Origin of the sequence: Flavobacterium sp., assembly GCF_039595935.1 — a bacterium.
In the GTDB taxonomy this organism is placed as follows: domain Bacteria; phylum Bacteroidota; class Bacteroidia; order Flavobacteriales; family Flavobacteriaceae; genus Flavobacterium.
Genome location: NZ_JBCNKR010000006.1, coordinates 1,597,989 through 1,622,404 on the forward strand (window position 1 = coordinate 1,597,989; position 24,416 = coordinate 1,622,404).

Below are 24,416 nucleotides of genomic sequence, written 5' to 3' on the forward strand. Positions count from 1 at the left end.
ATATAGACATTTATAGTTTTAAACGATACCTTCTTTCTCTAAAGCACTTTTTACTTCTTTGTACCAATACGGAAACACTTTAAAAAGCCTGTTTTCTATTTCCTGAACAATATCTATTCTGTATTTTTTTTGACCGGCAATGTGTGTGTAACCAATTTTATCTGCCAACTGGCTGTTTTCGAACAAGTTTTTTTTCCAGAGTAATAATGTTGGTTTAATATTTTTGTGATGTAATAAAGCGGCCAGATTATATTGTTCTAAAACGATACAAGGTTCTATTCGTGCTATTTCCGGATTATTATATTTTATAAAAATTTCTTCTAAATCATAATACACTTTTAAAAACTCATCCCGAAGTTCAAGATCTCTAAAACCCAATACTCCACAGTTAAATGCGTATCCTAAATCGGGTTTCCAATAGTCTAAATCCTGAGTATATTGATTAAAAAAATCTAAACGATATTGGTACATGCCGTATAATTCGTAATCATTTTGTTCGACGATTACTTTATCAAAATCAAAATGTATTTTTTTCTTTATAAAAACATCATTGTCAAGATGAACAAACGGTTTGGTTTGTTTTTCCATAACATCAATTTTCGATTTCATCCAAATCACAGCGTCTTTATTACTGCTGATTTTAGTAACTCTGCACGGGAGCATATAAAGAAACTTATAGGCAGTTTCATCAGCATAAAGTTCGATATCCTGATACCATAAATGGCTGTACAGTATACTTAAAGCAGTCGAATAAATCGTTTCTTTAAATTTATTGCCTTCATTCCATCGATTATTACTAATGGGATATGCATCTAAGCTGTAAATTATTCTAGGCTCTCCCTTCATAAAATATTTTTTTTAATAGTATGAATTAAGTTTTTTTCTTCAAGGAAAGTTACATTGTTGTATAAAGAAGCTTTTCGACTGTGTTTATACAATCGTCTCCATTGATAATCGATACCTTTTGCTGCTGAGGTATTGAGATGTATTTCGTTATTATGATTTTTTTTACTTTCTTCAAATGAGGTATGCCAGACCATTTTGCCCAACAAAGGTGATTGTATAAAGGCTGAATGAGAAAAATCTCTTGGAAAAGTGTCTATATTAATTGAATTTTCTCCAATTCTGAATATATGTACTAAAGCTTCGCCATTTTTTGTTTTATAGAATTTTGACCTATATCTTTTGGTTTCCAATTTGTTCATCATGGGCTGTAAATCTTGTTCGTTTTCAAAAAGCAGATCTATATCATTAATTGTAATGTCATAATATTGACGCAGATTTAGATAGTCTGCAATACCTCCGCAAAAAACGACTTTAGACAGGTTTACATTATTGAATAAAAATTCTAAAGCCATTTGCTGAAGACTGCGAATATTTTTTTTATCGTATTCTAAAAAAGAGGTATTTTCAATATTCATACTTTTAATTTTTACCAGTTTACATATATGATTCGTTTTTTCCAGGCCAATTTTACGATGCTTAAATTCCAGCTTAATTTATCTAATAAAACATCTTGTGTTTTTCGCTCTATAAGTATTACAGGACTTTCGTCTCCATTAACATTTAGTTTTCCGGGACGCTGCAAAAATTCGTTTTGAAGCAATTCTGCCGATGATGTTTTCATTATATCCCAATTGCTCAATACCGCCTGCAGCATTGCAGCTGCTTCTTTTTTCATTTCTTCAGAGAGAACAATGTTTCTTTCAATTGGTTGTGCGATTGGAATATTGCATAAGAATTTTTCGAAAGCCATGGTGTTTTCATAATCCTGTTCCTGCCCGGTGGCTATATAATGCAAAAGATGCGCGGCAACTTCCGGATTATTTATAGTATTGTCGTCTTTGTTGAGCAGTTTGCAATTTTCAAAAAGAAATTTCATAAACGGATGAATCAATACTAAACCTGCATTTTGAACATATAAATCGTTGACATTTGTATCTATGTAAATATTGGCATCAGTTAGGCTTTCTTCTGTATCTAGTATAACTTCTTCCGTATTTTCTTTTTCTTCTTTTTCAATAGAAAAATCTTTTTTATCCAATACTTCTTCTTGAGTGTTGGGCGTTTTTTCTATTGAATTATTTGATACTGATTCGATGTTTTCAGCGTTGTTGTTAGTGTTTACATCTTTGTTTTTTGACGAAATCAAATCAGAATTGGACACTTCCTTTTCATTACTTTCCTGAATTCTTTTTGTTTTTATTTCAGTTTTATTTTCAGTTCCTTTTTCTGTTTTTGTTTTTCCTTTTGTCTCAGCTTTTATTTCTGTTTCAGTCTTAGCTTCAGTTTCTGGTTTTGTCATTGACTTTGTCTCAGTCTCAGTTTTTACTGATTCTTGTGTTTTTGAAACTGTTTCTGTTTTCGTTTCTTTTTCTTTTAAAATAATTGATTCTATTTTGTTTTCGATAATCGAAACAATAGAATCAAGATTAGCCAGTAATTCTAGTTCGTTTTGGTTTGCTGTCTGGGTTTGAATTTCCTTTAGAAAAAGTTCTTTGTGTTCTAAAAAGATTTTCTTTTTATGGAATTCAAATACACTGAAAATTAATTTAAAAAGCTTTTGTTTTACAATTGTTGTACTCGTTTTCAAAAGGTTTAAAACAACTATTTCCCACGTTAAAAATCTTTGATTTGAAGCCAATTGATTTTTAGAAATAGACTTTTCAATGTGTTTTTTTATTGTTTCAATCCTGATTATTTTGGCACTGCTTTCAGTATTGTTTTGTTTTAACAATATTCCTTTTTTAAGAATGGTTACAATTTGGCTGTCGCTAAATTGTTTGATAAATCGTGTTCTTACAATTGGTTTTTGAATTGCATTTTTCCATTTTAAAGAAAACGTTTCATCATTTAGGATTTCATTAAATGTAGTATCATTGACTATTTTAAAATCCTGATTTAAGGTTGTCCACCAGGTATTTGTGCCTGTTTCTAGGAAATGAAAAAAGCTTTCTATTTCTTTTTCCTGTGCATTAATTAGTTTATATCCTTCTGTGTTTTTATCTTCTTTTTCAAAAACTTCTTCAACTTGTTTAGTCACTTTTTTGAGAATTTGATCTTTGATATTTTCGAAATCCAAATTTTGATTTATAGCAATATCAATGTCGAGTTTGTCTAATTGTATGCTGTGTGAAGGTTTTTTTGAAGCGATTTCATTAAAATAATTTTCTAAAAAAGAGAATATTTCCTTTTGCAAAAACGCATCAATATTGTCCTTGAGATAATACCCTTTTTCTTTAGAATTGGTATTTATCTCAAGGAAAACTTTATTGATAATATGTTTATTTAATTCTTGCATCCGGTGTAAGGGCTTCTATTTGTATATTCAAATTGGCAATTATAAAATCGATTTTTGGAAATACTTTTAGCATGCTGGATAAAAACTTTTTCAATGATCCGTCAGTATCAGCATTGAATTTTATTTCGATGAAACTTTGAAATAAATTATTAAAAAGTAATCCTGCCGGGAAAATTTGTTTTTCAGACGCTTTAAGCACTTCCGGATCCTGACATCTCAAAATTGTATAATACAGCGAAGTATTTAGTGATATGAGTGTTTGTACGGCAGCAATCTGTTCAAGATTTTGCAGTTTAATAGAAGACGCAACAACAGAAGATATGAAATTGAAATATTCCTGTGTAAATAATTCAGATATTTTAGCATTTTCCTTACCGCCGATATAACTCTCAAGGCTTTTTTGAACGTCGGCCAATTTGTTTTCAGTTTGAGTGATGAAGTTCACAGTATCTCTGCTGAATTTATTTAAAGTGGAAGTTTCTTTGAAAACAGAAATAGTTTCCATGGCATTTTTTATAAATGAATCAGCATTGTTAAGACAAGTATTTTCTTCAGCGGGTTTTCTAATTTCTATTACTTTTGGACCATCGGTTACAGAACCGCATTTTCCTTCTGCCGTTAATGAAACTGAAATAGATGGGTCTTTAAATATAGAAACGGGTCTTGTTACGGGTTCTTTTTTATCTGTTTTTACTATTTCTCCATTAATATCCCAGACATAAGTTGCCGCATTTACAGAGTTGTTATTTAAAGTCAACATTCCGGTTGGATCTATAACAAAATTGAAACTGGCAGTAGGCAGATCTAAAAGTGTAATGGTAAGATTGGATGGTTTATCGTCTATAAAAATGGTTACAGTTTGAACATCCTTAGATACCTCACCTGGAACAAACATATATTTTTCTCCGAATGTAACCTGAACTCCTTCTCCTAAAATTTGTACCCCTTTTACATTAGGTTCCAGAGTAAGCTCTACTGGTTTATCGTTTCGGCAAAAAGAGATTTTGTTTACTAATTTGCCATCTACGAGCACTTTTGGATCTTCAATTTCAAAACTCACAGGATGTGTGATTTGGAAACCGCAATTTCCATTGTCGGCACTAACAGTGACATCAAATGTAAATTTCTTTTGGGATTCGCTATTATACTTGTAGATGTGTTTTATTTCGGTTTTGTCTGTTACAAGATCGGTTTTGTCGCCAAAATCCCAGGTATATTTATTGCCTTCGATATTTTCTCCGGTTACGGTAAAAGTCACTTCGGTTTCATTAACTCCTGATGGTTTTGTAGGAACTGCAGTAAAATCGAATTTTGGTTTTTCAAAAATGGTTATCTTACAATCCGTATCAAAATTATTAACTGTAAAGGTTATAGGCTGACCTATCAATTCTTTGCTTACTAAATTTGGATCAAAAACAAGCGCTCCAAATTCATTTACTTTTATTCCACCGTTTTGATCAGGTCTAACATTGGCTTTTACAAAACCTCCGGATGGAGTTACTTTAAAAGGCAGAGGAGGTGTTTTACTGTCAAAACAAATTTTATCTACTGGTAAAGTAAGTCCAATGTTGTTTTCATCACAACATAAATACGGTATCGAAAAATCAGCCACTACGGGATTCAAAATAGGAATACCTTCTGTAAATTTTTCAAAATCACCAGTTAATGATGGTTTACGGCTGTTGTAATAGTAATAATAAGGTACTTTTTCTTCCAGATATATCATTATGAAAGTGCCTCCTGGAACTACACCTGCTTTATGCTCGTAACCGTGGTTTTTGTTGAGGTAATACTCGGTGAATTTCTGGATGGTTTTATCTAATTCATTTGAATTTACAGCCAGAATCATGATATTAAATCCGAGTCCGTTTTCTAATCTAATTTGCTGAATAGCTTTTAGTGCTTCTTTGTAATTACGTCCCTGATGACCTTCAATTCTATAAAAATCACTGTCAAGGTGTATTTCGAGCGGGTATTTAGTATTTAATAAATCATCATGGTAACTAACATTGTTTTTTTCTAACCCTAAAATAGTTTTATCAAAATCCCAGGCTTTAATAAGCGAATCGTTTACATCATTGTAAAAAGGAATGGCTTTTTTGCCCAATTTACCCAATTGTAAAGAAGGTGTAACTTTTATAAAATCATAAGCAGGATTGTAGTTTTCTAATAATTGCGCACTTCGCAGAATAAGACTGTACATTTTTTGTATGGCTGTGTTTTCGCCATAGCAAACTTTTATCTCATCTGCTTTTATTTCATCTGCTTTTACCTTTTTCTTTTCTTTCAAATCTTTAACAGGAGCATTGTCATCTGCAAGGCAGTCATTGCAAGTGTTTAAATTTTCTCCTGAAAGTAAAGGCGATTTGTAAAAAGCATGACGGAATTCAAAACAAGGTTTCGTTTTTATTAGTTCACCCAGCATTAAGTGTTTTGGAAAAGCATTAATATCCGGATAACAATAGGTGTCGTCTATGTTAAGCAGAAGTGCTTTGGTTTCGTTGTAAGTATCAACAAGATCGTTAAGCAGATCATATCGATATTGAAAATCTGAGGGAAGCAGCGGGTCTCCTTCAAAATTAAATAATTCGTCTATATTTTTTAGAATTGATTCTAAAACGACCGGCATGTTTAAACCTGTCAGCAGCTGATTGTAGCCTTCCTGCAATTTTTTAACAACATTGTTTTTGAAAATTCCTTTGGTAAAAGTTTGTTTTAATACTTCCAGATGAGCAAAATCGTCTTTTTTTAATACAATTCTGTTTGATTTTAGGTCTGGTAATGTATGATATAAATTGACATAATTGATTTTGCCAATCATGCTGTCATAATTCATTATTTTTGCGGCAACGTCTTTGCTTACAATTAAAACTTTATAATTGCCGACAATTTCTAATCCCTGATTGTCACACGAAAGACTTACACAGAGATCAGATTCTTTTTCATAAGACTCCAGATACAAAAGAATTACGGCTTCTTTAAGCTCAAATTTTGTATTGGCCGAAAATTCTGTTAAAGCAAAATAAGGGTCTTTTTCTTTTTTTTGCTGTTCTTCTGTCAAGAGTTCAAAAAGAGGCAATTGTTGGTTTGCGCCACCATAGAAAAAAGGTTTGTATGCCGCTTTTGTATTATCATAAATTTTGCAGTGCGTATAGGTTTTGGAGTCAAAATCGATTTTTTTGTTTCCCAATACATCTGCCTGATATAATTTAAAAAGATCACCATCAGTAGTTATACCAGTTCCCTGCGTTATTGAAATTGTTTTTTGAGCCTCATTATAAGCTGGATAAAGTCCGCAAACTATACCAACGCCACTCAGGTAAATGCGTGACAGGCGATCCTGATCGTCAAAAAAATCGACAACCTCATTAAGGTTTCCTTCTGTAAGTACCTGATTCTTTGTGAATCGTCGGTATTGTGTTGTTATTGTTGAAAGTTTAACTGACATTGTAATAGTTTTTATAATGATCCTAAATTCGTTTTTCCTAGTATAATTTTATCTGACAATCGCTCGTTTTCATCACTGCAGTCAAATAGTCGTCCTGTTGGGTAAACATTGTCCAGACTGGTAAGTGATTTAATAAAACTGATTAATTGCGGTTCAGGCTGCTCTTGATTCAAATCGGTTTTGGCGATTAAGTAGTCTTTATATGTTTTTTCAAACTGAACAAGCTGGTTTTCTGCGGGGTCTTTTACATCTTTTTCCCTATATCCAATCCAGCAAACTTTTGCCAGAACGTGAGCCGGCAATTCTTCCTTAATTATTTTTTCGATATAATTTCTAAAATCGGTATTGGCAAATCGCAGCGTATATCCCGGCAGCACTACGCTCACGCGGTAAGAGTAGGGATCTATGGGTTCGCAGTCACCGCATTCTTCGGCGCAGACAGGCATGAACGTATCAGGATTTACAGTTATCTGGTTTACATCCGGGCGTAGCATCATATGTTCTACCAAAAACATTCCTTCTTCGGTAAAATCTTCTTTCATGAATTTTATCAAGTCCAGAATCGATTTTTCTAAATCCTGCAGGTTATTATAATATTCATATCTGCGGGCAATAATGCGGTCCGGATTTTTCTTGTCTTTAATGGCTTGATTTATAATATCGTAAGAATATTTGCCTGCGTCTGACTGTTGTATTAAAATATTATCGATGATGGATAAATCTTTTACAGTTCCATTTTTAAAAGCCTCTTTAATTTTATATTCCCTGGTCTGAATAATTTGCAATACGGCAAAATAAAGTTCCTTATTCGCTGCTGAGGTATCGAAATATTCTACTGTTGAAGAAAGTACAATTTCATTATTAGTGTCCAGAATACGCCATCTGTACACAGATTGATTGTCTGAGTCAATAAAATTGTACATTTCGACAAATGAGTTTGAAAGATTTCGGCGGCTGTAATCTTTAATACCTATGAGTCTCGAGATTCTTTTTTCGGCTCCCGAAACATTATTCGTATTCCATAAATTGGCAATGGGCTGTTTGTAATAATCAAAAGCATTGCCACGATCTTTGCTTACTACTTTATAATCTTTTAAGAAGTTTTCTTTGTCACGCAATACGACCTGATCCGTAGTATTGCCATAAATGGTTTTGTTGACAAAAACATATTCTGAAAAATTTTCTGCAAAACGAGACAAAAGGTGGTCTAAAATTTTATTTCTACGTTCAATATTATTGTCCTGCTGGTCAAAAAGCAGTTCGGTAATAGAATCATCCGTGTAATTTTCATATCCGTTTACAATATCATCTGCACTTTCAATGTCTTTAACGACTTGAGTAAAAAGAGTTCGGGTTAAATTTCCGCTCACAGAAAGCAATTCGCTTACCTGACCTAATTGTTTAAAATAACTTCCTAAGATCTGATCAAAAAATAAAAGATATCCTTTTAGTTGTTTTGCTTTAGCTTTACGCTCAACAGATGCTCTCGATGGAAGCCCCACTTCGCCAATACCATAGGTTTCAGGAAAATCATTTTGTATGGTTGTATAAATGTCCGTATTAAGATATTCGCCATTTGGAATATCTAATTCTTTATCCTGGCTGGCGTTGGTTGTGGCTTTGTCTTTTTCGGCTTTTATGGCATCTAAATAAATTTTTACCTGAGCCTGATTGATATTCAAAGGCAATAATCCTTTGTTGTAATTGAAAACACTTTTAACACAAATAACAGGTTTTTGGTAAGGAGCAAGGCAGATTAGCCATTTGTTTTCTAAATCATCGCCTCCGCAATTTCCTAACGAAATATCTTTTATGAGTACGACATCCGGTACAGACATTATTATTCTCATAATATCAGAAAGGCGCACTTCGTTTCTCAAATCGGCGGTAAGTAATTCTTTTGTATCAATAAATCCGTTTTCTAAAGATGGACCGTCAAAAATTTCCAAAGTCGAATATCCTTTGTCAATCATTTGCTTTAGCGAATAAAAATTGACGGTTGTCGATAAGTAACTTTCAAGAGCATGAATAACATTGGCATGTACCAGTTCTTCATCGGCCTCCGTATTTACTTCAATATCAGCACATATTTTTATAGGGTAGTCTACCACTTTTCTTATATCAACAAGATCTTCGCAAAGGTTTCTGTTGGCATGATACTGCTTTCTTATTTCTTCTTTAACGATTTCTATTTCTGAAGGTTTAGAGCTTTCAAAATCTACATACAAATCATACAAACCATTAAGGTCAAAGGATTTTCTTAAATTTTCTGGTAAATTATTATAATCCTTAATATCATAAGAAAGCTGATTTTTTTTGCAGTCTACATATACTTTTTTCTCATGTTTGGCAAGCCAGCAGTTTCGAACTCCTTTTATGTCTATAAATAGTTTTCGGTAATCATTTTGCGTTACAGGGCTTGATGATAATACTTCTGAAGCTTTAAAAAATTGTTTTGGAATACCTTTATTACTATCATCAGATGCTAATATATTTTCTATAGGAAGATTGAGTCTCATGCCAAGATCTGAAATAGCATAAGAAAGCATTTCCAGCATCGTGATACCCGGATCATGCTCATTAAAATCGGTCCAAAATTTGCTGCCAAAAGACTCGATATATTCAATTCCTTTTTTTCTTAAGTAAAAGAAATCCAAATCATCCTCGGTAGCTGAATTTTTAGGAATGGTGATATGTTGGTTTAGTATTGACATTTTTCAGGTTCTTCTTGAGTTATTTTTTTACAAGTGTCTATTTTGGTGCTGATAATGTGGTTTTTAACAGAAACTAAAATGTTTTTTGGGCTTGATGGAGACAGTGTGGTTTGAAAGTCTAAAAGATTTACATTTTTATCGTTGTTTTCTGTATCTTCTAATGGTTTAGGATGTTCTTTATCTGTTTTTTTATCTATATAAATGGCCATTTCCAGTTTAGATAAAAAATCGACGTAATATAAATTTTCGATATATTCTATAACAACGCTGCGCTGCAGTTCGACCCCAAATATGATTTGCTTTGAAGTATCAAATGCCCAGGGAGATAAAAATTTTATAAGATCTTCATTAAGCTGTTTTTTATAAAAATTCTCATCATACTCTGGATAAAACTTTACATCCAGTTTGATAATAACTTTTTCATAATCAGGATTAATTACTTTTGCAGATACTAACATTGAGTTTTTAGAATTAATAAAACTCTCTATGCTGTTTAATGCAGCAGTGCTTACTCTTGGCTCATAAATATCGAATACATTTTTGTCTACGATATCCGGAATTACAACCACTGTTACTTTTCCCGGAGATAAAAACGAGGTGTCTGTACCCGAAATAAAAGTATGGTTAAGGCATTTTACTCTAAAAACATTTGGAAATTCCTGTAAAATAAGATGCTCATAATCCCAAAGAGTTATCGCTCTGTTTTTGTGACGAAGGCGTTCGCTTACACGCAGATAGTAGGAGGGATCTGACTCTAAGGGTTTTCCATCAAATGAATTAAAAGGCTGTTCAACGCTTTTAATCTGCGGAACTCTGGTAATTAATTTAGAGATGGTTTTAGCAGGCAATGTACTGTCTAAATGCGCTAAATTATTGTTGTTGTCAAAAAATTGAGCGGTAACAACCTGTGTTTTCACATCGATAACTTTGCAAACCGCATCATAATGTTTGTGCATTTTTGCTTTCACCCAAATAGTATTGGCTGGAAAAAGTGTATTGTCATTTGTAGCCTGTTTCGGAATGCTAAATTTTATGATACCTGATTTTAAAAAGTTATCTATGCCGTTTGCCAAAAGATCTTTGTCAAGATTTTTCCAGTAATTATCGCATAATATGTACCATTCAACTTTTTGTTTTCCTGTAAAAGTGGCTACGTTAATGTTTTCGCTTCCTTCCAGTATTTGAAATAATAATGAAATTTGTCTGCGATATTTCGGCATCCTGAAGACCAACGTAAAATTCGCCTCCATTGCAATAATCCGGAACCAGACAATTGGTAATAGGTGTAGCAGCATCTAAAATTTCTTTATTAATAGCTTGTTGTTTCAAATAAGAATGCTCTTCCTGCTGACCAAACGGAGCTTCGTGAAACAATTTTATTCGGTTAGACTCGTAGCCAGAAACCGTAAAATCAATACTTTCTTCAGCAGAATAATTCAAACTTATACTTTCTACAACTGGTGTGTAAGGCTCATTTGGAATAGGAGTGTTTGGGTCAGTCGCCACATTCATTATAGCCAAAGTATATACTTTTGGAAATAGTGAATGTAAAAAGGATTGATTCAATGTCAATCTTATAGGACCGCTTTTGCCAAGTTCATAACCGCCTTTTACATTGATGTTAGATTCGAATGCTTTATCTTTCTCATCATCATCATCGAATAAATTAACCGCTTTATCTTGTTCGTCCCAAACTTCTTTGTTTAAAACAGATAAGGTTGCTTTAAAATAATCGTCTATAACAATTCCATCGTCTGGGTTTATTTCACGTGATTCGGTTTTTTCTGCAACAGCTTCTATTGAATCGTTTATTTCTACAGGAGCTTTTATTTCCGAATTGTTTTTTTTAGCAATTCCATCTTCAGGCTGGTTGGCATTCATTAAGTTGTTAACGGTGTCCTTTTTGAAAATGGCATCAATAAAACCCTGTTTACTTATAGTTTCAAGAAAACTATTTTTGTAAGCAGCATAATGAGTTACAAATGATAAAGGAGTGTTTTTCCACTTTATGTTAATATAGGCATCTGTCCATTTTTTAGAAAAAATTTCAGGATAGTTTATGATAAACGAACTGTTTTTTTCAGGTTGAGTTGTAAAAGGGAAAAAGGGTTTTGCAGCATTAAGCAGCCCTGTATCGCTTTCTAATAATAAAGATTTTACATCCTTAACCTCAACTTTTGCAGTAATAGCAGTTACTGTATTGATAACTAAAGCTCTAAAAAGAGTATGTCCTTTTTTATTTTGTGTGTTGATTAAAAATCGAATTACAGGAAGTTCTGTAGAGAAAAACTCGCCCAAAACTTTCTGATCGTAGTTAACAATTGCCGGATCATCTTTAGGTATCTGAAAAACCAGTTTTAACTGGTTGCCGGTAATGGTTGAAGATACATTTACAGCTTTAAAAGGAAGGCCGCTGCTAAGTTTAAAACCGCCAACCCATCCTTTTTTGCCACTATATAAAATACTGATATTGTCTAGAAGATCATCAACATTAAATGGATTCTTAAAAGTTAAATTTTGACCAAAAGTAATCGTCACTGCAATGTTTCTTTCGCCTTCTTTAAGATTAAATAATTCTGAAGCTATTGCAAAACCTAATTTGGCATCGCTCAATTCAGGGTATTTTTTTTCATTGGATGTATATCCAAAAGGAAACCAATAAGGAGATTCTTCTTTTAAAGGTTCTCCTTTTCCATCCAGAGAATTGGCAATATCACTGTATTTAATTTCGCCTAACTCAATATCATTATACACACTTTTTAGATAAGCGATATTGGCTTTGTTGGCAATAAATTCTTCTGTCGTTTTGTATATTAATTTTTTGCCATCGGAATCTTTGCCTGCGTCAAGTTCTGTGTTTGCAGCGATTTTTTCTTCGGCTATTTTTTTTGCCAGTTCAAAAATGATACTGACTTTATCTGCTTTTGCAGGCAGTTTTTCAATTTGCAGTATGTCTTTATAAAAAAAGTCTAAATGCTTTTTTGTGATGAGATTAAGTTTGTTTTGAGATAGTTCCAATAATTTCAGGAAACACACAAACAATGTCATGTGAGGGGTAAGGTCCTGATTTATATTAGCATTAGATAATGTTTTGGTAATACTTTCTTTTAAAGCAGTATATTCTTTATCTGTTCTTTTTGGAATGCCGTCTGGAAGATTATCTTTTGAAAAACCGAAATAGCTGAAAAATTCCTGCCAGTCGCCATCTGGGGTTTTATCATTATTGGTATCGAAAAAGTTGACTTGCTTTGCAAAATTATAAGCAAACAACAGCCAGTCTTCAATAGTAAAATCATGAAGTTTTAAGTTACCAGGCTCTAACGCATCGCTAAAACGTTCTTCCTGGTTAACTCCATTTCTTTTAAAAATTACATTGTCTATATGACTGCTTTCGGTACTCATGGGTAATAGCTTTAAATATTAGTGCCTTCTCCTTTGTAAAATGGATAAACAAGATTGCTTCTTGAGTTTGTGCTTCTTATTTTATAATCGATTATAACCAATAATTCTCCTTCTAAATCATCGCCTTGTGTGATGTCAATTTTTTCAACATCAATTCGGGGTTCGTAATATAAAATGGCCGTTTTTATGAGCTCTGAAACATAAGTTTTAAGTGTTCTGTCTAATGTTTCAAAAAGTAATTCGTCCATATTACAACCATATCTGGGCAGCATAATGCGTTCGCCGATTTTGGTAGAAAGCAATATTTCCAGACTGCTTTTAATATCTGCCTCATCAGATGTCATTACGACTGCTTTATTGTTTTTTTTAAACTCTGGCGGAAAACTCCATCCAGTACCTAAAAAAGCTTCTTTACTTTCCATAATTAACCTATTAAAACGGTTGGGCATCCTATTATGATTGTTCCGCCATGGGCTGTTGAATCTCCCATTCTTGCGGCTGGTTTTCCTCCAATGAGCACTGTGGCTGAGCCAGCTATAATGCTGTCCGGAGGACCTGTACAAGTGATCATATCTCCCAGACAGGCTGCCGGCTGACCGCCTATCATTACAGTAGGTGCACCCGGCGGTAATATTGGTCCGCCAACATGAGGGACAGTTGCTGTTACCATTGGGCAAACATGCATATCGTTAATTCTTGCGGCTGGTGCTCCCATAATTATTTATTTGAAATTGCTATTGAAATTGCATTGTTAATTTATCTGTACAATACTGCCTTTTACAATTGCCACCGCTGCAGATGACATTTCTGCGCCTGCGCTTCCTTCGGCTTTAAATTGGGCGGTTGCTTTTAGATTTACATTCGTGCCTTCAATTTTTACATCTCCGGTTGCTTTGATTGAAATATCGCCGGCACTTTCCATTTTAATTCCGGCGCTGTCAATTGTAATTATGTTTGAATTTTCGTCTTCAACAACTATAGATCCTTTGTCTTCGTCCAGCGTTATTTTTTTTCCTGCCGGAGTTTCAATGGCTATTGATTTTTTTTCGTCATCAAACAAGACTTTCATTTCGCTTCTTGTAAAAATCCCTTTTTGATGATTATCGTCAGAAGCTTTTAATGGGGCGGGTTTTGCGCTGCTGTGAAGCATTCCCAATACAATAGCATCATTTGGATCTTCGTTGATGAAGCCAATAATAACTTCGTCTTCAATTTCAGGCCTAAAAAAAGTACCTCTGTTGTCACCAGCATCTAAGGCAGCCACTCTGCACCAAATTCCCTGTTCTTCGTTATTGATGATTGGGATTTTGACCAAAATTCGGTCTTCGCTGTCCGGATCGTCCTGAAGCTGCGTTACAATACCAATATGAAGTCCTTTTATGGATGGAATTATTCCTGAAGCCGATGGCGTATTAATATCATACGTTTCAGAAAACCATTCGGGATTTAATCCAAACTGCACATTTACAGTCCAGTTACCATTCGCTATTTCATGGAAAACTCCAGTAACGTATGCTTTGCCATTAAAGCGATCTCCAACACCTTCAAGCGTAATAATGGTATTGGGTTTAACAGCGGGAATACCTTGAAATTTTACTCTTCCGCGAACTTTTGACAGCTGCTGAAATAATAGTTTTGCATCGGCCCAATCTTGCAGTTCAGTATCGGTAACATGACCGCCGTGACGCAATTCTAAATTTTCCAGTTTTACAACATCAGATAAATCTGAAGAAGCTAAATTTCCGTTTAGACTTACGCTGGGGTCTTTGGCCTCAATTTCTAATAATTCCTGATTGGATGCGTTCCAGCTGTAGGATGAAACTTTGGCAAACTGATTACGGGCATCCATTTCGGCATCAAAATCGAGCATGCTTGAGCCAAAAGCAACCGTTTCAACTGGTTCAGAAGCCAAATCTGGTTTTTTAATCGAGATTTTGCCGTTTTCAACAAAACATAATTTTCCATTAGCCTGCGCACGGGAAACAATAAAATCCCAATCAGACGTATTGTATTGCACTAACTCTTTGTGGCTATAATTAGTACTTTCTACATCTTTTTGCAATCCGTAAGTGCCTATAATGTCTTCAAAAGCATCACTGTCTTTTACATCATAAAAGTATTTGCTTTTTCTGCCGATAGTCATTTTTACGGCTTCGTCTTTGCATTCTACAATCAACAAAGATGATTTGTCTTTTATTTTTATGGAATGTTTTATCACTATTCCTTTGTAAATAGTTTCTTCGTCACTGTGATAACCTGCTTTTATTTCAATTTTTTCCCCGGAATGAGCAAATCTTCATTGCTTAATTTAAAATCTTGAGAAGCAGCATCTCCATCGGTCAAAACAATTTGCGCCATAGGTATTCTGTTTACCTCATTATGAACAACAATGCTCATAACCTGGTAAACGCCAGACAGCTCAGTTCCCTCAATGAGCAATTTGTGCGTTATTAAATCTGCACTTTTACTGGTTTGTATGACGCCGCTATTGTTCATCTATTGTTGTTTTTGTATTGGAGGGAAAAAGATTTTTTGACCAATTTTTAATTTTCTAAAATTGATAAGCTTGTTGGCTCTTGCTACTTCGAGATAATATTTTGAATCGCCATAGATTTTAAAAGACATTAACGGAAGTGTATCGCCAGCTTTTACAATTCTGGTATGTGTTAAATCAGGAGATTGATTGTTTTGCTGTTTCGCTCTTAACTCATCCTCAACAACACCTTTAAATTTTCCTTTTGCAATGGCTCTAATAGGTGTTCCGTCTGGTCTGAAAAGTTTGTACTCAATGGTCATTTCAGTGAGAGATCCTTTAAAAAGCAGACTTCCCCAGGCAATTTTTAAATAGTTTGGTTTATGTTCGGTACCATTATATTCTAAAATTACTTTTCTAAAATGTTCAATGTCTTCGATAACACCATTTTCTGTACTTTCCTTACCGGCAATAACACCAGTTCGGTCAAAAACAAAATCCAGTTCTAATTCCTCCGGAGCAATCGCACTAAATCTTGGTGCGGGACTGCTCGTACCGGCGGCCTGAGTTGTATCTTGCTCTATCTTGTAATGAAAGGTATACTTTTCCGGATTCATCAAAGTAACGAACTCTTCAATATCAGAAATGGGATTGTTGAATTGAGGATCGCTGTAAGCAATGATTTTTAGTTTTTTTAATTCGCCAGTTGTCATATCAGCGTTCTTTTTTTCGTTCTATAATTTTCATTACCTGTTCGACGCACTCAGCCACAGTATCTTTTTCATTACCAGAGGAAGATGATGAAGAGGCTGGTTTTGCACCCGAATTTGCACTTTCGCTCACGTTTATTTTAATGTGAAGCTCTTTGATTTCAATTGGCATGATAAAATTATTTTTTATGAAGAGTGAAATAATTATAAGCAAGCTCAAAGCTTTCAACAACGATTTTGCTTTCTAAGGCACTAAAATCTTCAACAGCCCATTTTACAGGATAGGCATGTACCACTTTCCAGTGCATTAAAGGCTCGTGGTCCTGATTCAAGAGTTTTACAGTTAAATCAACGGGTTTAAATTCAAAATTTTCTAATGCTTTTCTGCACCATTCAATAACATCAGAATCAATTAGTATCCCCCTTTTTAAAACCAAATTGGGATATTTGGTTTTAACGGGAAGTTTGTGTTTGAATCTGTTTTCTCCACCCTCAACAATTTCTTCCGTTTCAAGATCTACAGAAAGTCCTGATACGGATTGAAATTGATGGTCTTTTTCTTTTGTGCCCAGCTGATCGAATTCAACCAGAAAGTGAAAGCCTACGGGTGGATAATAGTTAGACATGACTAGTCATTTTGAATAGATAAACCTTCATGAACCAATTCGATAGACTCGATAGCAACTTCGTTTCCGTCGGCTTTTAAATCAGTCGATTGTACTTTAGTCGGCCATGCATTTTTTACTTTCCAGGTAATCACTGGTTCGTGCTCCTCATTAAGTAATTTGATGGTAATATCCCTTCTTTCGATGGTGTTTAGTTTTACGGTATTCCACCATGCGTAATATTCATTATCGCTTTTAAAAGTACCTCTTTTCATTGTAATGTTAGAGTACTTCTGCATTCCCGGCATTTTAATTTTGCTGTATTCCGGACTTGCGCCCTGACGGTACTCGATAACTTCAGTTTCGACATCTAATCCGGAAACTTCTGTAAAACCTATTTTTGTTCCACCCCAGTCAACTGAGAAATGAAACTTTGGTAACGGATAACTCATGATCTATATTTTTTAATGATGATTTAATTAAGATTCCTGCATTTTGTGAGAGAAACGAAGGATGATAAATTCAGCCGGACGAACTACTGCCATACCGATTTCGATTATCATTTTACCGTCTAAAATATCCATTGCAGACATGGTTTGTCCCAATCCGATTCTAACATAAAAAGCTTGTTCTGGTTTTGCTCCTGCCAAAGCTCCGGCTCTCCATTGAAGAATTAAGAAATTCTCAATCATAGCTCTTACTCTTATCCAGGTATTGGCATCGTTAGGTTCAAAAACAAACTGTTCGGTTGCTTTTTTAATGGATTCTTCGGCCATGTTAAAAAAGCGTCGAACTGGTACATAACGCCATTCACTATCGTTACCGGCTAAGGTTCTTGATCCCCAAACCAAGGTTCCTTTACCGGTAAAGGTTCTGATAGCGTTGATAGATTTACCAGCAACAGTATCAACATTTAAGTTGTCCTGAATGGTATTTGTTATTTTTACAGTTGGTTTTATTACATAGTTCAAACTTACGTTTGCCGGTGCTTTCCATACGCCTCTGTCTTTATCAACTCTGGCATAAACCCCGGCAATAGCTGAGCTTGGAGGAAGTGTTATAGGCAGATTGTAAATTTCAGTAAGGATTTTGTTGAAAGTCGCATTGTCGATAGATTCTAAAGTGCTTAGTTTTCTTCCGTTTAATGCTCCGTTGTTTACATCTTTTCCGCTAACCGATTTAATAGCATTTAAAAGTGCAAGAAGGTCTGCTTTAATAGCAGAAAAATTATTGGTAGCTACTGTAATTCCGGTTTTAGTGGTTAACGGAGAATAGTCTACCAATTTTTTTAGTTCTTTATCAAAACTTACAGGATCAGTTGATACAATTTTAAGCAGTTTCGCAGTTGCGTTTTCGTCCTGTATTTTTTTCTTTAATGTTTTTAAATTTTTATATACAGAATCAATTTTATTTGCGACAGTAAAATTCGAATTAAAAGTAGCCAAAGTACTGGTGATGGTGTTTGCAATAACCATATCTTCATCAGATATTGTGCTTATTGCAGCATTTGCTTCGTCATTTAGTGAATTTCTTAAAAGAGACAAACTTTCTAATGAAGTAAGCACAACATTCAGTTTATTCAGGAAAGCTGTTTTTTTAGCAGGGTTGCTAACAAAAGTTCCGCCTAGATCAAAACCGGTTGCGTCGTTACTGTACATCTGTAAAAATAAATCACTTATTTGACCCGAAATATCTCCGGGAGTAGTAGTAACGTCAACCAATTTGGCTACAGTTGCATCAATTCCTAAAGTTGGATTTTCGATAGAGATTAATCCCTCAGCGATTTGATCATACGCTTTTGCTGTATAGGAGTAATGTTTTAAGATAATTTTACTGCTGTCAAAAGCATAGTCGAGTATAGTTTCAAGATGCGGATAATAAGCCGCTCCGTATTTAATAGTGTCTTTTTCAGAACTAATTTTATCTCTCAAATCACCTATGTTAGAGTCTGTTGGACTTGATTCATCATAATCTAAAGTATCAATTAAAGTAAATCTGTCCTGAAGATTTTGACATTGCATTAAGGCATTATTGTATAGTCCGTAGAAATCCGTTATAGTTATGCCGCTTACTTTTGTTGCATCAGGAAATAAAATTAAAGTTGGTTCGTCTACCTTTTCTAATTCTGCTAATCCGTCGTTTAAAGCATCGCTGTTATTGATCGCTGTAACCGGAGTGTCATTCTCATCTAAATCATTTCCATAACGTCCAACCGAAATAATGTAGCAAGGACCACCGCCGTTTGCAAAGAACAATTGCAATGAATAATACATTAAAAAAGGCTGTTTTGAAGTTGGCTGATCTACAACAATAGATCTTATGTCTCCATTATCAGTTGAAACATCATTAATGGTAACACTAATTGTTGTTTCTGGTTTTGCAAAGCCAAAAAAGCGCTCGTATTCTAAAAGAGATGTTATTCTTGTTGGAATCAATTTTAAATCTCCATTAATCTTGTTTGTGGCTTTTTCAGTATAGCCAATAAAACAGGGAATCGCAGTCTCTACCTGGGCAACAGAAGGAGGAAACTTTACGATTTCCTCAACATATACTCCAGGCGTTTTGTAAGTTGTTGCCATAATTGATTTGTTTTTTAATTATTAAATAAATATTTCCGAATAGTAATCACTATTGATTTTTGTTATTGATTTTACAGATGGATTTGGATATTGACTTTCTGCCGGTTGTGAAGGCGTAAAATCGGTAAGGGGATCAATTTCTACAAAACCGGAGCGTGTTAATGGTTTTACAGCATTGGTTTTAATTTCAGTTCCTGCTTTACGGTTGATGTATTTCCAAAGTGTTTTTCGATTGTCGAAATGAATTTTAAAATTTGGACTGGTCATTTTCCCCAAATTGTCAATAATATTTCCCGAACTGTTGTCGCCCTGTAGATTTAAAGAAATAATGCCGAAGACATTTTGCTGCTCTGACGGCCTAAGCGTTGAAATCAAATCGACTGTAGTTTCTTCAGATACTAAATAATCGTTTGAAATTAACTTGTTATCATTTATTAGAGGAAGATATTTAAATGAGACCGGTTCAGTCAATGGTTTGACATTACTGAAAAGATATGCCTGAGTAAAAGCAAAATCAAGATTAGTATAATTTTCAAATTGATAATCATTAATTTTAATTAAAAACTTTAAGTTCAAATCAATAGGAACTTTTATAAATGGATCGGATTCATCTGTCGCTTTCACCCGAATGTAAACTCCAAAACCAGTTTTTGTTTTTTTGAACAGCATTCTGTGGTTTCTGATTACAATATTGGTTTCCAGCGTTGGTGTTATTTCCGTAAAAGCATCGGTATTAAATTGCTGCAGCATTTTTTCCTTATCAGCATCTGCCATACTTGCAAAAGTTTCTTCTCCATTATTCAAAAAATAATTATGAAGGAATGTTACTTCAAATAATAATCCGTATGTATTAGAAAAACTCATGACTGTTCTTTTCTTTTAGTTGTTCCTTTGAACTCGCCTATAAGCAGTCCTTCTGCCTGTGCAATATTGCGTTCAATTTGTATCAGGCTCACTTTATATAAAGCCGATGGAAACTGCTTGCCGCCAAGTGTTCCCCAGATATAATTCAGTTCTTCAAAAGTGGGAGTATAGAGTTCGACCGTAAACCTGAAATTGTCTACACTGCTCATCGCGCTGCTGTTTCTGTTGAAGATCGTATTGGCTTGAGTAAAAAGTTTTTTACCCTGAAAAAATTCTATGATTTTTGAAATATCCTTAAGAGAGTTGACATATTTATCTCTATTGGCACTAAAAAGCAGATATAGATTTAAATTGACAACACTGTTTTTATAGATCGTTTTGGTGTTTTGTATTGTATGATTTGGAAAGTTTTTTAAAGTAATTTCTTCATCTAAATTAATTAGCGTAAGTGCTACAGCATCTTTTAAATTTGTCGCAACCTCTTCATTTTGAGACTCCAAAAAAGCAATATTTTCGGGTACAACAGATTTGTCTAACCCAATTTCATCGAGATAGCTGTTTACTTGTTCTGAAATTATTTGTATTACTTCATAAATCATCTTTTGATAAACTTTATTAATATGAAAATGAAATTGTATTGATAGGAATCAAATTCAGGGCGCAGATTGAAAAAAGAGAGTTGGGGGGCTTTAGTCAAAAACTTGTAACAGGAACAAGGCTTATAGTTTGGCTAAATTAGAAAAAGGTGAAGGTACTGTAAAAGGGGAATTTTCCCCTTTTTTGAGCGTATTTTTACTGTTTAAATAACTGGTATTCAGTATTTTGTTTGATTGTTTTTTTGTGCTCAATCAAACGCGGAAGTATTGATTTTAGGGCATAAAAAAAGAGAACTTATTTCTAAGTTCTCTTTGATAATATGAATAAAAAGAGGTTCTAAAAATTAGTATTTACTTTTTTAGAACGGTCTGCAATGTATGAGATAAGCCACGTAACTTGTCCTTCTTTTACAAACAAAATTTTCTTTGAAGCCAGATTCGGAATACTTTCCAAACAAGTTACAAGAATGTTGTTAGCCGAAATAAGGTATTTTTGGTCATAAGTGCTTAAAACTCTCGCAGCTTCTTTGTTTGTTTTAGCAAGGGTAGTAAACTTGATAAAATTGTTTTTTAGAATAGCATCGTAATCCACAACGTCTTGTAAGTTTAAAGGAATATAGTGTTCTTTAACATTTTCATCATAATAAAGAGTTGCAAATGCCCACACAGCACCTCCAGATAAGTATAATTTATCTTTTTTAGCCAAAGGAGGATTAGCATCAAACATTTCTTTTGTTTTCTTACGCAAAATTGGATTATAGTCAAAAGACTTTTCCTGATACGTAGTCATATCGTTAACCTCACTTTTATTTAAAACGGTTTTTTGTACAGCGTCAGTAAGCGTCATTGTACCAAAATCAAGAGACAAAGGAATAAATTCTAATTTATCATCTTCAAGTTCATCGATGTATCCGCCTTTTGTAGTTTGAGCTCCAATATCAAGAAGAAAAGCATTAGAGTAGTCAACAGGAGGCATAGCACCTTTTACCAATGTTTTAGCTTCTTCATTAACATTAAGAATATCAAGATTTTTACTAGTTAGAGTACTAATTTTATTTTTTAAAACATCAGCATTACGAGCGCCGGAAAAAACAGGAGCAGCAACAATAAAAATGTTTTCTTCAAGAATCTTGTGTTCTTCTCTAATTTTTTTTAATTGATCGACAACCGTAATACTGGTTTTGTTGATGTCATCCTGAGTAAGTTCGCCAGTAGCAGCAATATGATCTGCAAATGGGATTCTCTCAGTCCAGAAATAAAGAATTTTGTAATCAGCCTTTCTAATGTTGCTTACATCCAGAACCGAAACTTTAATAGCTCTTCGGCCTATTTCAATTCCAGCAAAAATATTTTTCTGAGCGAATGAATTGATGGAAAAAAATAAATTTAAAAGGATAAAAAATAAAATGGGGTATTTGTTTTTTTTAAGCATTGTGTTTGTAATATGATATAGTTATTTGTTTTCCTTAAATATGTTGACATGAAATGAGAATAAATCTAGCAAACGGAGTTCTTTGCGAAATGCTTTTACTTCTGAAATAAAAAATTCAGATTTCTCTGGTTTTTTGTATTATTAGCAGAAAGCATCAGGAAAAATCAAACTTGTTTGTTGAAAATTATTATAACATTCATATCTGTATATAATTTTGCAAAAATCCGATAATTTGTTTGAAGAAAAAAGAAGAGGTATGATTTTTTACTAAATTTTAATGTAAGCAATATTTAGGTTTGAAATATCCTGCATATAGAACCACAGAATGTGTATTATCTAAAAAAAGACCTATTATAGTGTGAAATATAAAAAGAAAAAGCTCCAGATTTCTCTGAAGCTTTCTTTAAGTAGTCCGTGGGGGAATCGAACCCCCCTTACCAGGATGAAAACCTGGCGTCCTAACCGATAGACGAACGGACCTGCTTTGTTATTGCGGGTGCAAAAGTGCAACTATTTTTGAGATATACAAAGAGATTTTAAAAAAATATTTTACAATTTACTCAAAATATTTCCTGTTTAGGGATCATGAAACACAAAATTAAAATACTAAACAAGCTGTATTTGTTTGATTAATAATTGGTTGTTTTTACAGAAAAAAGGTGATTAGTAATTCTGCGTCTTCATTTTTGTTATGATTAAAATTTTAAATATTATTAATGTTTTTTGTTTTTGAAAGAATATTCTTTTGGTTTTTTGTGTTGTTTTGCTTAAGAGAAATATGCTGTGAGAAGATTTAATGTTGTTTCATAAATTGCTTTTCGCCTAACTTTTGCAAGTAACCAAGATAAAAAACTCACAATTAAAATATCTTTAGGACCATTTTGAGCTCTAATTATAAAATCGTCTATTGCTTTTTGAAATTTTTCTATTTGTATAATCTCAGGTTTCATAACATACTGCTCAATAAACAAAAGATATTCTACAACTCGTTCTTCGTTTACCGTTAAAAGATATTTTTTATAGCGTCGTTTAAAGCTTTTTATTCGGGACATAGCCAGCTCAATATTTTCTTGTTGCGCATGCAGAAGGATTTCTACAAGACACTTTTTTATTGCCCAGTCCATACTCATTTTTTTTTCGTACCAGCTGTCGGTATGATTCAATTTTGCCATTTCTTTTACAGCATTGCGCCCTGCATTTTGCTGTATATAAAAAACAATCAGCATAAGACGAAGATCGTTACTGTCATTAGGATCTGCTTTTTTATTTGATAAAAGAGATTTTTCGGCAATTTCTATTGCTTTTTGAGGATTTCCGAGGTAATTTTCATTAAAGGCTAATAAAATGAAATACCTAAGGCAAAAACGTTGATAGTATTTACCGGATTGTTTCTGAAGTTCTGTAAACATCAAATTAAGATAGTTCATAGACTCAATAAATTGGCCATTACGGAAATAAAAGTTAGCTATAAAATACAATATGTATATATGGTAATATAAATGCCTGTCTGTCTGATTATTTTTTTTACTAATGAATCGGTAGCTTTTAACAACAAAAGGCTGTATGATCGAATAATTGTTGTTTATGGAAGCATATTCATTGGCAATAAATAATATTTGGTATAAAGATTTAAAAGTTAATCCTTTCTTTAGTGATATTCCGTGTGTTTCGATTGTGTTTTTTATAAGCGCCTGAAAGTCTACTATTCGGCCTTCGTGATAAATTGCGGCAAGTTCTCGACGTAAAACAGCATAGCCTAAATTAAGCTGTTCTTCATATTCAAGTTGTTTTTTGTTTACTTTAAACTTTGTTATTATTTTTTCAATAGGTTCAGACAAATTGAAATGAGCAAATTGTATTTGAGTGAGATAAATTTCATTGAGAAGATTAAAACCTTCAATGTTCAATGCAATCTCTTCGGCTTTTGCCAGACATTTAAAAGCTGTTTTTGTAAGGTTGTGTTCAAAAAATAAACGACTTACTACAATAAGCCGAAGTATGGTGTTTTCTTGTGACGTATTATTTTCAAAACTTCGATTGGCCATGAAATCAATCATGTTATCATAAAGTCTTTTTCGAAGAGCATGATAAGCATCCGTACTTTTTTTATTGCTTAAGTTATTTTTTTTATTTTTTATATCATCAGTTTTTAACGAATTGAATAAATCTATGTTGCCGGTATCCTTTCGCTTATTCTTTTTTGATAAATAATGTATGAATGCTTTTTTTTCAGCCTCATTCATCATATTTGCTATTTCCTGAAGTGCATTCATAATTATGGTTTTGTCGGGA

At 33.6% G+C, this 24,416-nt stretch carries 20 protein-coding genes and 1 tRNA gene; all 21 read right to left on the bottom strand.

Translation table 11 applies throughout. From position 1 onward, the window contains the following. Window positions 1-18: 18 nt before the first annotated feature. The gene (locus tag ABDW27_RS16710) at window positions 19-846 is read right to left on the bottom strand and encodes a DUF6734 family protein (RefSeq protein WP_343696926.1); all 828 of its coding nucleotides are present in this window, start codon (window positions 844-846) and stop codon (window positions 19-21) included. Continuing rightward, entirely contained in the window at window positions 843-1,421 is a 579-nt protein-coding gene (locus tag ABDW27_RS16715; RefSeq protein ID WP_343696927.1) for a hypothetical protein, read from the bottom strand. The genes ABDW27_RS16710 and ABDW27_RS16715 overlap by 4 nt, the downstream gene beginning before the upstream one ends. Window positions 1,422-1,432: 11 nt before the next feature. Beyond that, on the bottom strand, window positions 1,433-3,301 hold the full coding sequence (locus tag ABDW27_RS16720; RefSeq protein WP_343696928.1) for a contractile injection system tape measure protein: 1,869 nt from the start codon (window positions 3,299-3,301) through the stop codon (window positions 1,433-1,435). Then, window positions 3,285-6,749 (bottom strand): PKD domain-containing protein, encoded by a 3,465-nt coding sequence (locus tag ABDW27_RS16725; RefSeq protein WP_343696929.1) that lies wholly within the window; start codon window positions 6,747-6,749, stop codon window positions 3,285-3,287. Before ABDW27_RS16725 ends, ABDW27_RS16720 begins: the two co-directional genes overlap by 17 nt. A gap of 11 nt (window positions 6,750-6,760) precedes the next feature. After that, entirely contained in the window at window positions 6,761-9,463 is a 2,703-nt protein-coding gene (locus tag ABDW27_RS16730) for a hypothetical protein (RefSeq protein ID WP_343696930.1), read from the bottom strand. After that, window positions 9,451-10,683 carry a baseplate J/gp47 family protein gene (locus ABDW27_RS16735; RefSeq protein ID WP_343696931.1) on the bottom strand — a complete coding sequence of 411 codons (1,233 nt, stop codon included), beginning with the start codon at window positions 10,681-10,683 and terminating at the stop codon, window positions 9,451-9,453. Before ABDW27_RS16735 ends, ABDW27_RS16730 begins: the two co-directional genes overlap by 13 nt. Continuing rightward, a complete protein-coding gene (locus ABDW27_RS16740; protein ID WP_343696932.1) occupies window positions 10,619-12,865 on the bottom strand; it encodes a hypothetical protein in 2,247 nt (748 codons plus the stop codon). The genes ABDW27_RS16735 and ABDW27_RS16740 overlap by 65 nt, the downstream gene beginning before the upstream one ends. Window positions 12,866-12,876: 11 nt before the next feature. After that, window positions 12,877-13,287 carry a GPW/gp25 family protein gene (locus ABDW27_RS16745; protein ID WP_343696933.1) on the bottom strand — a complete coding sequence of 137 codons (411 nt, stop codon included), beginning with the start codon at window positions 13,285-13,287 and terminating at the stop codon, window positions 12,877-12,879. 2 nt (window positions 13,288-13,289) lie between these two features. Beyond that, window positions 13,290-13,580 (bottom strand): PAAR domain-containing protein, encoded by a 291-nt coding sequence (locus ABDW27_RS16750; protein WP_343696934.1) that lies wholly within the window; start codon window positions 13,578-13,580, stop codon window positions 13,290-13,292. Between the two features lie 36 nt (window positions 13,581-13,616). Further along, entirely contained in the window at window positions 13,617-15,083 is a 1,467-nt protein-coding gene (vgrG, locus tag ABDW27_RS16755; RefSeq protein WP_343696935.1) for a type VI secretion system tip protein VgrG, read from the bottom strand. Window positions 15,084-15,127: 44 nt separating this feature from the next. Beyond that, entirely contained in the window at window positions 15,128-15,361 is a 234-nt protein-coding gene (locus ABDW27_RS16760; protein WP_343696936.1) for a hypothetical protein, read from the bottom strand. After that, window positions 15,362-16,051, bottom strand: coding sequence for a LysM peptidoglycan-binding domain-containing protein (locus ABDW27_RS16765; RefSeq protein ID WP_343696937.1), 690 nt, complete (start codon window positions 16,049-16,051; stop codon window positions 15,362-15,364). It abuts the gene before it with no gap. Window position 16,052: 1 nt separating this feature from the next. Next, the gene (locus tag ABDW27_RS16770; RefSeq protein WP_343696938.1) at window positions 16,053-16,220 is read right to left on the bottom strand and encodes a DUF5908 family protein; all 168 of its coding nucleotides are present in this window, start codon (window positions 16,218-16,220) and stop codon (window positions 16,053-16,055) included. Window positions 16,221-16,227: 7 nt separating this feature from the next. Continuing rightward, window positions 16,228-16,674 (bottom strand): phage tail protein, encoded by a 447-nt coding sequence (locus ABDW27_RS16775; RefSeq protein WP_343696939.1) that lies wholly within the window; start codon window positions 16,672-16,674, stop codon window positions 16,228-16,230. Window positions 16,675-16,676: 2 nt separating this feature from the next. Further along, on the bottom strand, window positions 16,677-17,105 hold the full coding sequence (locus tag ABDW27_RS16780) for a phage tail protein (RefSeq protein WP_007806487.1): 429 nt from the start codon (window positions 17,103-17,105) through the stop codon (window positions 16,677-16,679). A gap of 27 nt (window positions 17,106-17,132) precedes the next feature. Next, window positions 17,133-19,232, bottom strand: a complete 2,100-nt coding sequence (locus tag ABDW27_RS16785) for a phage tail sheath C-terminal domain-containing protein (RefSeq protein WP_343696940.1) — start codon at window positions 19,230-19,232, stop codon at window positions 17,133-17,135. Between the two features lie 21 nt (window positions 19,233-19,253). Next, entirely contained in the window at window positions 19,254-20,096 is an 843-nt protein-coding gene (locus ABDW27_RS16790; RefSeq protein ID WP_343696941.1) for a hypothetical protein, read from the bottom strand. Further along, window positions 20,093-20,695, bottom strand: coding sequence for a DUF4255 domain-containing protein (locus tag ABDW27_RS16795; RefSeq protein ID WP_343696942.1), 603 nt, complete (start codon window positions 20,693-20,695; stop codon window positions 20,093-20,095). The genes ABDW27_RS16790 and ABDW27_RS16795 overlap by 4 nt, the downstream gene beginning before the upstream one ends. 334 nt (window positions 20,696-21,029) lie before the next feature. Further along, entirely contained in the window at window positions 21,030-22,124 is a 1,095-nt protein-coding gene (locus tag ABDW27_RS16800) for an exopolyphosphatase (protein WP_343696943.1), read from the bottom strand. 408 nt (window positions 22,125-22,532) lie between these two features. Then, a tRNA-Glu gene (locus tag ABDW27_RS16805) sits at window positions 22,533-22,604 on the bottom strand. A gap of 287 nt (window positions 22,605-22,891) precedes the next feature. After that, entirely contained in the window at window positions 22,892-24,397 is a 1,506-nt protein-coding gene (locus ABDW27_RS16810) for a hypothetical protein (protein WP_343696944.1), read from the bottom strand. Window positions 24,398-24,416 lie beyond the last annotated feature (19 nt).